Here is a 13,248-nt window from a genome sequence, read left to right on the forward strand (position 1 = left end):
CCAACTATATTGGCAGCCTCAGATGACGCGACAACCGCTACACGAGACTCAATTCGGACATACGGGTGCGCCAGACGGACAACAGCGCTCTAGCTGAACTGTTCGCGGTATTGCGCGGGCGTCAGGCCGAGCTTTTCAGCGAACAACGAACGCATATGCCGCACACTGCCGAAACCACTTTTGTAAGCCACGGTTTTAAGCGGCAGATCGCTGGTTTCCAGCAAGTTTCGTGCGCAGTCGATGCGCGCACTTTGCAGAAACTCCATCGGCGTCATGTTGATGTCGCGGGTGAACACCCGCGCGAAGTGCCGCGCGCTCATATTGGCAATCGCCGCCATGCGCTCGACCGTGAAGGCTTCGTCGAGGTGTTCCAGCACGTAACTCTGCGCGCGGGTAATCGGCGTTTCCTGCGGTGCCACGGCAGCCATCAACGGGCTGAACTGCGCCTGCCCGCCCTGGCGCTTCATCACCACCAGCAGGACTTTGGCCACATCCTGCGCGAGCTTCTTGCCGTGATCGCGGGCGATCACGGCCAGCGCCATATCGATCCCCGCCGTAACACCTCCCGAGGTGATCAGGTTGCGATCCTCGACATAGATCTGATCGGTCGTGACATGGGCCTTCGGGAACCCCTTGATCAGGCGTTCGGTGTAGTTCCAGTGCGTGGTTACACGGTAACCGTCAAGCAAACCGGCGTGCCCCAGGACAAAAGCGCCAGTGCAGATTGATCCGTAGTACTCGACCCGCCGGACTGCTTCTTTGAGCCAGGCAAACAACGACGGGAACTGCTGGTTGTAGGCACCGGGGCCTCCCGGCACCAGCAGCAAATCATAACGCTCGGTGTCGTCGCCAATGATCCGGTCGGCCTGCACCATCACACCATTTGACGCCCGCAGCGGGCCCTCTTCGGTGCCAAGGGTGATCAATTGATAATGCGCTTCGGGTTTCAGGTAGCGATTGGCAACCGAAAAAACCTCCAATGGCCCGGCCATGTCGAGCAGAAGAAAGTCGGGAAACAGCACCATTGCCACGGTTTTCATGGGAAGACATCACTTCAATCAGAGAGACATGATACGGACCAGACATTATGGCCAACTGTAGCCGTTTGAGCGCAAAAGTTTTGTGTGAAGGCTATCGCAAAACTGTCAACCTGACAGGGACAGTCTTTCAATTTTCATCTACTTATTGCGCAACACAGTAAACAGTAACCTTCTCCTCACTCGGACGAATTCACGTCCCACAAGGAGATTTCATCATGCTGACCCTTCGCAAAGCCTCCGATCGTGGCCTCGCCAATCATGGCTGGTTGAAGTCCTTTCACACCTTTTCCTTTGCCAGCTACCGTGACCCGCGTGAGCAAGGTTTTTCCGATCTACTGGTGATTAACGACGACCGCGTTGCCGCTGGTAAAGGCTTCGGACAGCACCCGCATCGCGACATGGAGATCTTTTCCTACGTGCTGGAAGGCGCACTGGAACATAAGGACACACTGGGCACCGGCTCGGTCATTCGCCCGGGCGACGTGCAGTTGATGAGCGCCGGCAGCGGCGTAGCGCACAGCGAGTTCAACCACTCGGCGACCAAACCGGTGCATTTCCTGCAAATCTGGATCGTGCCAGATGTCAGCGGTGCCAAACCGCGCTATCAACAGGAGCATTTCAGCGCACAGAAAAAACGCGGTCGCCTGCAATTGATCATCTCGCCGGACGGCAACGACGGTTCGCTGAAAGTGCGTCAGGACGCACGGGTCTTTGCCGGGCTGTTCGACGGTAAAGAAACTGCCACGCTGGAGCTGCCAGCCAACCGTTATGCCTACGTGCATGTGGCGCGCGGCAGTGTTGAACTCAATGGCCAGTCGTTGCAGGAAGGTGACGGCGTACGGGTTCGCGAAGAACAGTTGCTGACCTTGAGCAATGGTGTCGATGCCGAAGTGCTGGTGTTCGACTTGCGGCCGCAGGAGTTGCCAGAAATGCCATGATGCGGTGTTTCAATGCTCACGAAAAACGGCCTTCTTTGAAGGCCGTTTTCTATTGTGGTGATTCGGGTACTTGTTGCGAAGCAGGTCTTGGTGCACTTATATCCTTGCCGATCTGGATCGCCGCGAGTGTTGTCTGCAAGGTGGTTAATACCGCTGCTTGATTGGCAAAGTGCGCCCCTACGACGACGGTGATCATTCCGAGAAAATGGACGGCGGTCGTCGCCCAGTAATGTGCCTTCACTGTCGAGACATGTTTGATGGCTTCTTTTGAGTCTTCGGCGATTTGTTGTACGCCGTCCCACATCAAATCGTATCGTTTGTCCCTCTCCGCCTGAGTCAAAAGATAAGCATCGATTCTCGCCGACACACCTTCGACCCGAGCGTCCATCCTGCTCTCAATGGTCTCGATCCTGGCATTGAATTCTTCACGACTGATAGCGTTCATGGCTTGAGTATTCCGACCTTTGCTCGCAAGGTCACTGATTGGGTTTTGACTGAATTCCGTGGTTCTCAATTCGACACCTTCCTGGGTTTACCGATACCGTCCCTGGTATCAACATCAGTGCGAGCCTTGCGCCCCTCACCGACATGACGAAACAATAGGCCCCATCCAACCTCCTCACAAGCCGGGAGATTCTGCCTCTGATGTAGGCCGTTTCGTCAGAGCTTGTAGCCCTGCCAAAAGAACATCTGCCTAGTCATTCTCCGACGCGAACACGTCGACAATCTGCTCAATCACCGCCCTCACCCGCGCGGTATGCCGCAAATCCGCGTGGGTCACTAACCACACTTCATACGGCAATGGTCGAGTGCGCTCCGGCCAGAGCCTGATCAGACCATCGCGCTCACCCATGTACACCGGGATTTCTCCTACACCCAACCCAGCCGCAATTGACCGGCGAACGAGCAAGCTGGAACTGAGGCTGGCGACGATGCGGCCGCGACTTAGCGGTTCCGACACCAGGGTCAGGTCCTTTTTGCTTTGCAGATACGGTTGATAGACCACCAGATCATGCCCCTCAAACGCAGTGTCCGGTTGCGGCACGCCATTGGCGTCTATATAGGCCTGAGAGGCGAACAAGCCCACCGGCCATCGGGCGATTCGCCGAGCGATCAGATCAGGATTGTCCGGCCGGGTGTTGCGCACCGCGATATCCGCCTCGCGCTTGGCCAGGCTGAGGATCTGCGTGGACGCATCCAGTTGCACTCGTACGTCCGGGTGCTGCTCGTGCAAACGGGCGATGGCCGGGATCAGAAAGTCGATCGCCAGCGAATCCGTGGTACTGACGCGCACCGTGCCGGTCAGGCGATCGTCCAGACCTTGAATCTGCCGCTCCAACTCCAGTGCCGAATGCTCCATTTTCTCCACACTCCTGAGCGCCGCCTCACCGACAGCGGTCAACGCGTAGCCGTCGGAGGTGCGCAGGAACAACGTCGCGCTCAGGGACTTTTCCAGTGCTGTGATCCGTCGCCCGACAGTGGCCTGATCCACCCCCAGAACCCGCGCAGCGCCACGTAGCGTCGAATCGCGGCAAACGGCCAGAAATACCCGTGCGTCATCCCAATTCATGCTGCCTCCCAGTGATGCAAATTCGCATCGCAGCGACGCTAAATCGCCGCATTAACGCAGCAACAATAGCCGATATGCTGAACGCCATAAACCTTCCGCGAGATCGCTATCATGCGCACTTCAACCTCCACCGGTATCTGGCTGCCGATCTTCGCCGGGCTCTGCGCCAGCCTGGTCAGCATCGGGCTGGCGCGTTTCGCTTATACCCCATTGATCCCTTCGCTGATTGAGGCGCAGTGGTTCAGCGCCAACGATGTGGTCTACCTCGGTGCGGCCAATCTGGTGGGCTACCTGATCGGCGCCCTGCTCGGCCGGCCGACAGCGCGCCAGCTCGGCAATAAAAATGCCTTGCGATTGATGATGCTGGTGGTCACGGCGGCATTTTTTGCCTGCGCGTTTCCGTTGTCGGTGAGCTGGTTCTTCGGCTGGCGACTGCTGTCGGGGATTGCCGGCGGTGCGATCATGGTGCTGGTGGCCGCGACCGTACTGCCGCATGTTCCGCCGGCGCGTAAAGGGCTGGCCAGTGGCGCGATCTTTCTCGGCATCGGTCTTGGCATTGCCGGCTCCGGGACGCTGGTGCCGCCGCTGTTGAGCCTCGGCTTGCAAGCGACATGGCTGGGCCTGGGGGCGTTGGCTTTGTTGCTGACGGCGCTGAGCTGGTTCGGCTGGCCGTCCGATTTCCCGCACCCGGTCGTTGCGCAAGAAACGGTGTCCGCAGAACCGACGCCGCGCGGTGTGTATTTGCTGTTCGCCCAATACGCCTTCATGGCCGCCGGACTGGTGCCGGCCATGGTGTTTCTGGTGGATTACGTGGCACGTGGACTCGGTGCCGGGGCGCATATCGGCGCGCTGATCTGGGTGATGTACGGTTTGGGCGCAATTGTCGGCCCGGTGAGTTATGGCTTTCTTGCCGATAAGCTTGGCGCACGCTCCGGCATTCGCCTGGTGCTGGTGGTGCAGGCGATTGTCCTTGGGTTGCTGGCAATGACTCACTCGTTTCTGGCGCTGGCGTTGCTGGCGGTGATTCTTGGTTCATTTCCGCCCGGCATTGTGCCGCTGGCTCTGGCGCGAGTGCATGAGCTGGTGCCGGAACACCATCGTCAGCAGATCGCCTGGAGCCGTGCCACGGTGTCATTCGCCACCTTTCAGGCGCTGGCCGGATTTGCCTATTCAGCGCTGTTCAATGCCAGCGGCGGTCATTACGCGCTGTTGTTCGTCATTGCCGCTGGCGCAATCATCGTGGCGCTGCTGCTGGAGCAAGCCATGAAATGGTTGCCCGCTCCTACTGAGTCGCGCTGCTGTGCAAATTGAAGGGAATCATTGCTTGCACAGCACGCTCCCATCTACAGAACTTATGCCAACAGGAATCGATATGTCCCTGCCCAACGAAATGACCCGAATCGAAATCAGCGAACCCGGTGGCCCCGACGTCTTGCAACCCAAACGCGTGGCGCTTCCAGCTGTCGCAGAAGGCGAGGTGCTGATCCGCGTACACGCCGCCGGAATCAACCGGCCGGACGCCTTGCAGCGTGCCGGCAAATACCCGATGAAACCCGGCATGAACCCGATTCCCGGGCTGGAGGTCGCCGGTGAAGTCGTGGCGCTCGGGGCGGGTGTCAATCAGTTCGCCGTGGGCGACAAAGTCTGCGCGCTGACCAACGGCGGTGGTTATGCCGAATACTGCACCGTCCCCGCCGGCCAGACCCTGCCGATTCCACACGGTCTGGACTGGGTGCACGCCGCCGCAATCCCGGAAACCTTCTTTACCGTGTGGGCCAACCTGTTCGGCCTCGGCGGCGCCAGTCGTGGTCAGCGCGCACTGATTCACGGTGGCACCAGCGGCATCGGCACAACCGCACTGATGCTGTGCCGCGAATTCGGTATTGAAGCGTTTGCCACCGCCGGCAGCCCGGACAAATGCGCAGCGATTCGCGATCTCGGTGGCGAAGCGATCAATTATCGCGATGAGGATTTCGCGGCAGTCATCGCCGAGAAAACCGCAGGCCAAGGCGTCAATGTGATCCTCGACATAATGGGCGGCTCGTACCTCAACGATAACGTCAGCGCCCTGGCGATGGATGGCCGTCTGGTCATGCTCGGTTTCCTCGGCGGCGCGCGAGCCAATGACTTTGACTTGCTGGCAATGATGGCCAAACGTGCGGTGATCACCGGCTCCCTCTTGCGCGCCCGTACCGCTGCTGAAAAAGCTGCGATTGCCGATCAACTGCGCGAGCACGTATGGCCGGCGCTGGCTGCCGGGCGCTGCCTGCCGATGATCGACAAGGTCTACCCGCTCGCCGACGCCGCTCAGGCTCACGCGCACATGGAGGCTGGCGACCATATCGGCAAGATCGTTCTGCAGGTCGTGTGAGTCTTTGCAGCATTTGGTAATCGTTGCGCCGGGGCGGTGGTCGAAAAACTCACGCGCAGACCGAGGCATCTGGTAAAAAGCCTTCTTTATCTGCGCCTGGGTGAAACGTTTAATGTTCCTGTCCTTCATGACGCGTCTGCGACGCCGCCGTTTGGCGTTTGCCTGCATGGCCGCGCTGATAATCGGCGTGCCGACCAGTTGTGCCGTGCTCGAACACACCGAACGCAAACTGCTGTTTCGCATCGAACCGGGCACCGCCGGTTGGTATCGCGGCTTGCCCGGGAGCGTGCAGGAACTCGACCTGCAACCGAAGAGTTTCAAGGCCGGGGAAAACATTCATGCCTGGTGGTGGCCGGCGGAAAAAGCCAATGCGCCGGCCATTCTCTATCTGCATGGCGTGCGCTGGAACCTCACCGGGCAGTTGTTCCGTATCGAGCAACTGCGTGCTGCGGGCTATTCAGTGCTGGCCATCGACTACCGAGGATTCGGCAAGAGCCATGGTGATCTGCCGTCGGAAAGCAGCGTTTACGAAGATGCGCGGGTGGCGTGGGAACGCTTCAAACTGCTGCAACCGGACCCAGCCAAACGCCTGATCTACGGGCACTCCCTCGGTGGCGCCGTGGCCATCGATCTGGCCGCGGAACTCGGCCAGGCCGCTGCTCGCGATCATTCTGCATTGCCGGTTCGCGGACTGGTGATCGAGTCCACATTCACCACGCTGGCGGATGTTGCCGCGTCGGTGGCCAACACTTCGCTGCCGGTGCGCTGGCTGCTGTCGCAGAAATTCGACTCGATCGACAAGATCGCTGATATCCACATGCCGCTGCTGGTGGTCCACGGTTTAGCTGACGCTTTCGTGCCGCCGCGCTTCAGCGAGCAACTGTTCAACGCCGCGCAACAACCCAAGCGCCTGCTGTTGGTGCCGGGCGCGACGCACAACAACAGCATGGCGCTTGGCGGGCAGAATTACCGCAAGGCGCTCGACAGCCTGATGCAGAGCAAACCGGCCCCCCGGGTGGCCGGACCTGCCACCGTGCGCAACGGGCGGGACACTTAACGGTAGCCGCGAGCCTGCAAATCGAACAGTTGCGCGTAATGCCCAGCGGCGGCGATCAATTGATCGTGGCCACCCTGCTCCAGAATCCGGCCTTGTTGCAGCACGATGATGTGGTCGGCATTGCGCACGCTGGAAAAACGATGGGAAATCAGCAACGTCATGCGACCTTCGCTGTGTTGGCTGAAATGCTCGAACACCGCCGCCTCGGCCGCCGGGTCAAGGGCGGACGTTGGCTCATCGAGGATCAGAATGTCGGCATCACGACGCATGTACGCGCGGGACAAGGCAATCTTCTGCCACTGCCCGCCAGACAATTCCTGGCCACCGGCAAACCAGCGTCCCAACTGCGTGGCATAACCCTTGTCGAGCCCTTCGATGAAGGGAGCCGCCATGCCTTGGGCTGCGGCCTCCTTCCAGCGCTGCGCGTCGTTGAACGCCAGGGTATCGCCAACGCCAATGTTTTCTCCGACGCTGAACTGGTAGCGGATGTAGTCCTGAAAAATCACCCCAATGCGTCGACGTAACGCGGTCTCCTGCCAATCCTGCAAATCGCTGCCGTCGAGCAGGATGCGCCCTTGATCAGGACGATAGAGCCGGGTCAGTAACTTGATCAGCGTGGTCTTGCCCGAGCCGTTCTCGCCGACCAGCGCCACGCTCTTGCCTGGCACCAGTTGCAGATCAATGTTTTCCAGCGCTGGCCGACTGGCACCCGGATAACGGAAACCGACGTTCTCGAAACGCAAGCCATCACCCGGGCAGACGCCGACCGTCAGGTGGCCGCTTTCGACCTGAACCGGTTCGGCCAGGTATTCATACAGACTGGTCAGGTAGAGGCCGTCTTCGTACAGGCCACTGATCGCACTCAGACTGCTGCTCACAGCGCTTTGGCCTTGCTTGAACAGCACCAGATACATGGTCATCTGACCAAGGCTGATCTGGCCATGTACGGCATCGATGACCACCCAGGCATAGGCCACATAAAAAGCCGCAGTACCGAGCAGGCCAAGGCCGAAACCCCAGCCATCGCGCCGCAACGTCAAACGGCGGTCTTCGGCATACAGCCTGGCGAACGTGTCGCGGTAGCGTTGCAGTAACAGCGGCGCGAAGCCGAATAGCTTGACCTCTTTAATATAGGTTTCGTGGGACAGCAGGGTTTCGATGTAATTCTGCTGCCGACTCTCCGGCGCACGGCGAGTAAACAAACGAAAGGCGTCACCGGAAAAATGCGCTTCGGCAAAAAACACCGGTAACGCACCTACCACCAGCAACGCCAGCGCCCAAGGGGAAAAATGCACCAGCAGCACCCCGAAGCTAATCAGCATGATCAGGTTCTGAATCAAGCCCAACGACTTCATGACCAGCGCCAGTGGCCGGGTCGAAGCCTCGCGACGGACACGCACCAGTTTGTCGTAGAACTCGGAGTTTTCGAACTGCACCAGTGACAGGGTCTGCGCTTTCTGCAAAATCAGCGTATTGACCTTCTGCCCCAGCTGCACCCGCAACAGCGATTGCTGCACCGACAGTGCCCGTTGCGTGCCGGACAACAGCGCCAACACTCCGGCCTCCAATAACACATAACGCAACACGGGCCACAGCGGCGCACTGCCGTGCTGCGCGTGCAACTGCATCGCTGCCACCACCGCATCGACAATCCGCTGGCCCAACCATGCCGCCAGTGCCGGCAGCAAACCGGCAACCAACGTTGCCAGCACCAGCCCCAGAAACAAGCCACGCGATGTCCCCCAGACCAAGCGCAAGGCTCGCTGCGCCTGATCGAACAAGGACGTGAAGCGCGATAGATCAGGCATGGGGCATTGGACTCTGCAGGTGATGATTGTGCGTCATGGTACTCCAGCGCTACGACTGAATTTCAAACGACGACCGCGTTATCGTCGACGTGCTTTTCAGAACAAAAACATCTGGAAGACCCTGCCCTTTCCGGCGTCCAACGCTCTGCTATGGTTTAACCGCCCTACGCGGAACCCGGCGACACCCGCCCGCTCCGCGCCTGACTGCCGGGAGCAGAGACATGAGAATCAATCCCTACCTGATCTTCAACGGAGATTGCCGCGCGGCCTTCACCTTTTACGAGCAAGCCTTGCAAGGAAAGCTTGAGGCGATGATGACGTTCGGCGAAACGCCCGCCACCGAACACGTGCCCGAAGAACACCACGACCTGATCATTCACACCTGTCTAAAGGTGGGTGAGCAGATGATCATGGCCTCGGACACCACACCCGATCGCCCGACTCTGGGCATGAGTGGCTGCTCGATTTCGCTGAACGTCGACAGCATCGCCGAAGCCGAGCGCGTGTTCAACGCACTGGCCAGCGACGGCCGCATCGACATGCCGCTGGAAGCGACGTTCTGGGCGGCGCGTTTCGGCATGCTGGTCGATCGTTTTGGCGTGTCGTGGATGGTCAACTGCGAAAGCGAAAAGTGACGCTGAAATTTCGTCAGCCATGAAAAAGCCCAACCGGTTCAGGTTGGGCTTTTTGCTTCAGCGCTGGGCCAATTCGTGGCGTACACATTGTTCGTAATAGGTCTGTTTGACCGCCGCCGGCTTGAGCTTCGACGTGCTGTTGTAGGTTTGCTCGGTGATTCCCATCGCGGTCATACGCATCCACGGTTGCTGGAATCGTCGTACCTGCAATTGTTTGCGCGCGCCATACAGCGAGACGCCTGACAGCTTCGATTGCTGAGCACCGGCAGCGATATCCGAACCCCAGGTGCAGGCAAAGCGATGGCTTTTGCTTAACTCTTTCGCCTGCACGCCTGTGGCGAAGACAGCCAGGGAAAGCGTTGCAACGGTGATAACAATCGTCCGCATAGAGCCCACCTAACCTTTTGAAAAAAGGCGATTTTGCCGGGGAAGCGAACGTCCGGGGGCCAGCAATTTGCCGCCTTTTCAGAGTTTTTTGCGGGCCAAAAAAAGGGCGACAGGATTTCCCGATAAAATCCCGTCGCCCCGTTCATGACCGATCAATTGACAATGACCTCAACGCGCAGTCGATCGGCACCCTCCTCGCGACAATCAATACGAACCGGCAAGAACAGCTCGATCACCGCGATATTGCTGTGCAAATGCTCGGTCATTCGCGGCGTGGTGAACGAGCCACCGCTGGCCAGCGCCATTGGCAACAGCAACTGATCGGCGAGGTGCTCAGCGACCGCAGCGCCACTGCGCAACCAGTCGGCAGCCTGACTGATCGCAGCATCGGTAACCTTCTCTGCGCGCAGTGACACTTGGCCAAACGCGCTGAACACCTCGGTGACGTGTTCGAAAGCGTACTCCAGGAGCAACACGTTGCCTGGCCCGCGAGCCGGATCGAGCGTCACAGAGTGCAGCGCCGTAGCCGGAAGCTTCAATCGCTTGGCCACTCGGCTCAGCTCACGTTGGGCGACCGTAGGTCCAAGCCCAGCGGTCAGAGCCCACGCGCTTGGTGAAATCGCTTCGCCACGGTCACACAGATCGAGTCGCGTCAGGTTCGCCGGTTGCACATTCACCTCAATCTCGCCCCCGCCGGCCGGGGCAAAACCATGGCGCAACAAGTCCAACTCAACGTTGGCCCCCATGCGGCGCAGCAGCGGCAGCCAACTGCGCGTGAGAAAATCGGCCGGCGGCGCGAGCGGGTTATGCGTGCCACCGGAAATCCGCAGCCGACTCGCCTGCGGTGCCCGTAACAGTGCTGGCAACAAAGTCTGTAACACCAGTGTGCAACTGCCGGCCGTGCCGATGGCGAATTGAAAGTCGCCAGCGCGAATCGCGCCGGGTTCGAAGCTCAAGGCTTGCGAACCCAAATGTGCACCGCCAACCGTTGCACCACACACCTCGGCCGCCGCCATCACCGCCGTTAAGTGTTGGCGCAGCAGTCCCGGACGGCTGCGCCTGGCACGAATCTGTTTAATGCGAAACGCCCTGCCCGTCACCATCGATAGGCTCAAGGCGCTGCGCAACACCTGGCCGCCACCGATGGCACCGTCCAGTTCTATCACTTCCTGTTTCATGGCATTCCTTACGCGTACAGCCCGACGGTATCCCGCAGGTACTGATCCAGCCGTCGCGAGTCTTCCTGAGTTCTGAGTAATGTGGGCACTTCGCGCTCGAGTTCGGCCGCGATGAACCCGTGCAACGCCGGTCGACGCGGCCCATAGGCGCTCTCATCGGCATTGCGTTTAAGGGCGAGCAATTCGTCGACTTCATCGAGCAACGCGCGGTCGTCGACGGTGGTCAGGAGGTCGGCAAACGTCATCGGTGGCCGGCCTCGTCCCTGATCGATCCAGCGCACGGCCAATAATGGTCGCAGCACGTAGAAGTACTTTTTGAAACGCACGGTTTCACCTTGCAGGTAACCGCGAAAGTTCTTCTTTGCCATCGACAGATAGTGATTGCGCGCTGCTGGCGGGCTGTAGAACGCTTCGGCGAGTTCGCGCAGCTGTGCCACCTGCGCGGTTTCACTGCGATAAACCAGCGGCGAGTCGAGCCACTCCAGCAAGGTCGGATTGGATTTGCGCAATAATCCGAGGGTCTTGCGCAGCTCCCAACCACTGACATCAAGTTCATCGTCCAGCGGACGTTCGATCACATCGCGCGGCGCATCGACCTGAACGAACCACTCGGGCTTCTCCACGTAGACAAACCGCACGTCGTAATCGCTGTCGGTCGAGGCAAAACCCCAGGCCCGACTGCCGGACTCACAGGCGTACAACACCGTGACATTGCGCTCGCGTTCTATCCGCGCAAGCTCTGCCAGAACCCGCGCGCGCATCGTGGCGCACAGCGGGTGACGCTCTTCCAGTTCCATGACTTGCTTTCCTTTTATCCTTTGACGCACACCACCTGACGCAAGGTGTGCAGCACTTCCACCAGCTCACGCTGGGCGTGCATGACTTTGTCGATGTCCTTGTAGGCCATCGGAATCTCGTCGATCACCGCCTCGTCCTTGCGGCACTCCACATGGGCCGTGGCGCGAATCTGATCCTCGACAGTGAACATATTCTTGGCCTTGGTCCGACTCATGGTGCGGCCGGCGCCGTGGCTGCAGGAACTGAAGGATTCTTCGTTACCCAGGCCGCGGACAATGAAACTCTTGGCGCCCATCGAGCCTGGAATAATCCCCAGCTCGCCCTTCTTCGCCGACACCGCACCTTTGCGCGTGACCAGTACCTCTTCACCGAAATGCAGCTCTTTCTGCACGTAGTTGTGGTGGCAGTTGACCGCTTCCAGCGCCACTTCGAACGGCTTGCGGATAATCTGCCGTGTCGCTTGAATCACCGCGCGCATCATCAGCTCGCGGTTCTGTTTGGCGAAGTCCTGCGCCCAACCCACCGCTTCCACGTAATCATCAAAGTGCTGACTGCCCTCTTCGAAGTAGGCCAGATCACGATCCGGCAGGTTGGCGATGTGCTGGCGCATATCCGCCTGAGCCATCTGGATGAACAGGTTGCCGATGGCATTGCCGACGCCACGCGAGCCGCTGTGCAACATGAACCAGACCCGGTTGGCTTCATCCAGGCACACTTCGATGAAGTGGTTGCCGCTGCCGAGCGTACCGAGGTGCCCGCGGTTGTTGGTGTTGGCCAGTTTCGGGTACTTGTCAGTGATCAATTTGAACCGTGGCTGCAGCCCCGCCCAGGCCTGATCTGCTTGCTGCGGGATCTCATCCCAGGCGCCCTTGTCGCGTCGCGAACGGGTCGAACTGCGGCCATGCGGCACCGCTTGCTCGATAGCGCTGCGCAGACCGAGCAGGTTGTCCGGCAAATCAGCGGCGGTCAGCGAGGTACGCGCGGCAATCATGCCGCAGCCGATGTCGACGCCGACCGCTGCCGGAATGATCGCGCCGACTGTCGGGATCACGCTGCCGATGGTCGAGCCCTTGCCCAAGTGCACATCCGGCATGACCGCCAGATGTTTGAAGATGAACGGCATTTTTGCGGTGTTCATCAACTGCTCGCGGGCCTCGTTTTCCACCGGAACGCCTTCGGTCCAGAGTTTGATCGGTTTGCCGTTGGCGACTTCGAGCAATTGGTAAGTGTGATCTTTCATGTCTTTATTCGACTGCGTATTAAAGAAATTTGAGTTGGCCATCATGGCGTCTCGCTGGGTTTTGCTGTTCGTTGCGATAGACATAGCAGCGGCCGTGCCAGGTTTTCAATTTCCCTGAAAAAACTTCATAACTCTCTGTTTTAAATGACATTTATTATCTATCGACTTTTTGAGTGTTTGAATTGACGACAAACCCTGCGTAGAAAAATTATCATTAGATATCGTT

Annotated in this window: 13 protein-coding genes; 5 read left to right on the forward strand and 8 right to left on the reverse strand. The window is 59.2% G+C overall.

What is annotated here, in order from left to right; genetic code table 11:
• Window positions 1–89 precede the first annotated feature (89 nt).
• On the reverse strand, window positions 90–1,040 hold the full coding sequence (locus CKW14_RS04250) for a GlxA family transcriptional regulator (protein WP_095047597.1): 951 nt from the start codon (window positions 1,038–1,040) through the stop codon (window positions 90–92).
• 215 nt (window positions 1,041–1,255) lie between these two features.
• On the opposite strand from CKW14_RS04250, the gene CKW14_RS04255 reads away from it, so the two are divergent.
• Window positions 1,256–1,978, forward strand: coding sequence for a pirin family protein (locus tag CKW14_RS04255; RefSeq protein ID WP_095047598.1), 723 nt, complete (start codon window positions 1,256–1,258; stop codon window positions 1,976–1,978).
• 49 nt (window positions 1,979–2,027) lie between these two features.
• Here CKW14_RS04255 and CKW14_RS04260 read toward each other — a convergent pair whose 3' ends face one another.
• Window positions 2,028–2,423 carry a hypothetical protein gene (locus CKW14_RS04260; protein WP_095047770.1) on the reverse strand — a complete coding sequence of 132 codons (396 nt, stop codon included), beginning with the start codon at window positions 2,421–2,423 and terminating at the stop codon, window positions 2,028–2,030.
• A gap of 249 nt (window positions 2,424–2,672) precedes the next feature.
• A complete protein-coding gene (locus CKW14_RS04265; RefSeq protein ID WP_095124799.1) occupies window positions 2,673–3,548 on the reverse strand; it encodes a LysR family transcriptional regulator in 876 nt (291 codons plus the stop codon).
• A gap of 111 nt (window positions 3,549–3,659) precedes the next feature.
• On the opposite strand from CKW14_RS04265, the gene CKW14_RS04270 reads away from it, so the two are divergent.
• The 3 genes from CKW14_RS04270 (at window position 3,660) to CKW14_RS04280 (ending at window position 6,976) form a co-directional block, all read left to right on the forward strand.
• The gene (locus CKW14_RS04270; RefSeq protein ID WP_095124800.1) at window positions 3,660–4,859 is read left to right on the forward strand and encodes a YbfB/YjiJ family MFS transporter; all 1,200 of its coding nucleotides are present in this window, start codon (window positions 3,660–3,662) and stop codon (window positions 4,857–4,859) included.
• Window positions 4,860–4,920: 61 nt separating this feature from the next.
• Window positions 4,921–5,919 carry an NAD(P)H-quinone oxidoreductase gene (locus tag CKW14_RS04275; protein WP_095124801.1) on the forward strand — a complete coding sequence of 333 codons (999 nt, stop codon included), beginning with the start codon at window positions 4,921–4,923 and terminating at the stop codon, window positions 5,917–5,919.
• A gap of 112 nt (window positions 5,920–6,031) precedes the next feature.
• Window positions 6,032–6,976 (forward strand): alpha/beta hydrolase, encoded by a 945-nt coding sequence (locus tag CKW14_RS04280; protein ID WP_093439350.1) that lies wholly within the window; start codon window positions 6,032–6,034, stop codon window positions 6,974–6,976.
• Here the strand turns inward: CKW14_RS04280 and CKW14_RS04285 are convergent.
• Window positions 6,973–8,784: an ABC transporter ATP-binding protein gene (locus CKW14_RS04285; RefSeq protein WP_095124802.1), complete on the reverse strand. Its 1,812-nt coding sequence runs from the start codon at window positions 8,782–8,784 to the stop codon at window positions 6,973–6,975. The two genes, CKW14_RS04280 and CKW14_RS04285, sit on opposite strands and share 4 nt — an antisense overlap.
• A 221-nt stretch (window positions 8,785–9,005) precedes the next feature.
• On the opposite strand from CKW14_RS04285, the gene CKW14_RS04290 reads away from it, so the two are divergent.
• Window positions 9,006–9,419 carry a VOC family protein gene (locus tag CKW14_RS04290; protein WP_095124803.1) on the forward strand — a complete coding sequence of 138 codons (414 nt, stop codon included), beginning with the start codon at window positions 9,006–9,008 and terminating at the stop codon, window positions 9,417–9,419.
• Window positions 9,420–9,476: 57 nt separating this feature from the next.
• On the opposite strand, the gene CKW14_RS04295 is transcribed toward CKW14_RS04290, so the two are convergent.
• From CKW14_RS04295 to CKW14_RS04310, 4 genes are all read right to left on the reverse strand, one after another.
• The gene (locus CKW14_RS04295) at window positions 9,477–9,806 is read right to left on the reverse strand and encodes a hypothetical protein (RefSeq protein ID WP_093439361.1); all 330 of its coding nucleotides are present in this window, start codon (window positions 9,804–9,806) and stop codon (window positions 9,477–9,479) included.
• A gap of 152 nt (window positions 9,807–9,958) precedes the next feature.
• Complete coding sequence (rtcA, locus tag CKW14_RS04300) at window positions 9,959–10,984, reverse strand: RNA 3'-terminal phosphate cyclase (RefSeq protein ID WP_095124804.1); 1,026 nt, start codon at window positions 10,982–10,984, stop codon at window positions 9,959–9,961.
• Between the two features lie 8 nt (window positions 10,985–10,992).
• Window positions 10,993–11,781 (reverse strand): nucleotidyltransferase domain-containing protein, encoded by a 789-nt coding sequence (locus CKW14_RS04305; protein WP_093439371.1) that lies wholly within the window; start codon window positions 11,779–11,781, stop codon window positions 10,993–10,995.
• 14 nt (window positions 11,782–11,795) lie between these two features.
• Window positions 11,796–13,022: an RtcB family protein gene (locus tag CKW14_RS04310; RefSeq protein WP_095047605.1), complete on the reverse strand. Its 1,227-nt coding sequence runs from the start codon at window positions 13,020–13,022 to the stop codon at window positions 11,796–11,798.
• Window positions 13,023–13,248: the final 226 nt, after the last annotated feature.

The organism is Pseudomonas sp. Irchel s3a12, assembly GCF_900187485.1.
GTDB classification, from domain to species: Bacteria; Pseudomonadota; Gammaproteobacteria; order Pseudomonadales; family Pseudomonadaceae; genus Aquipseudomonas; species Aquipseudomonas neuropathica.

Coding starts and splice junctions, on each gene's coding strand:
- CKW14_RS04250 (WP_095047597.1), bottom strand. CDS start 1,040: ATGAAAACCGTGGCAATGGTGCTGTTTCCCGACTTTCTTCTGCTCGAC.
- CKW14_RS04255 (WP_095047598.1), top strand. CDS start 1,256: ATGCTGACCCTTCGCAAAGCCTCCGATCGTGGCCTCGCCAATCATGGC.
- CKW14_RS04260 (WP_095047770.1), bottom strand. CDS start 2,423: ATGAACGCTATCAGTCGTGAAGAATTCAATGCCAGGATCGAGACCATT.
- CKW14_RS04265 (WP_095124799.1), bottom strand. CDS start 3,548: ATGAATTGGGATGACGCACGGGTATTTCTGGCCGTTTGCCGCGATTCG.
- CKW14_RS04270 (WP_095124800.1), top strand. CDS start 3,660: ATGCGCACTTCAACCTCCACCGGTATCTGGCTGCCGATCTTCGCCGGG.
- CKW14_RS04275 (WP_095124801.1), top strand. CDS start 4,921: ATGTCCCTGCCCAACGAAATGACCCGAATCGAAATCAGCGAACCCGGT.
- CKW14_RS04280 (WP_093439350.1), top strand. CDS start 6,032: ATGTTCCTGTCCTTCATGACGCGTCTGCGACGCCGCCGTTTGGCGTTT.
- CKW14_RS04285 (WP_095124802.1), bottom strand. CDS start 8,784: ATGCCTGATCTATCGCGCTTCACGTCCTTGTTCGATCAGGCGCAGCGA.
- CKW14_RS04290 (WP_095124803.1), top strand. CDS start 9,006: ATGAGAATCAATCCCTACCTGATCTTCAACGGAGATTGCCGCGCGGCC.
- CKW14_RS04295 (WP_093439361.1), bottom strand. CDS start 9,806: ATGCGGACGATTGTTATCACCGTTGCAACGCTTTCCCTGGCTGTCTTC.
- rtcA (WP_095124804.1), bottom strand. CDS start 10,984: ATGAAACAGGAAGTGATAGAACTGGACGGTGCCATCGGTGGCGGCCAG.
- CKW14_RS04305 (WP_093439371.1), bottom strand. CDS start 11,781: ATGGAACTGGAAGAGCGTCACCCGCTGTGCGCCACGATGCGCGCGCGG.
- CKW14_RS04310 (WP_095047605.1), bottom strand. CDS start 13,022: ATGAAAGATCACACTTACCAATTGCTCGAAGTCGCCAACGGCAAACCG.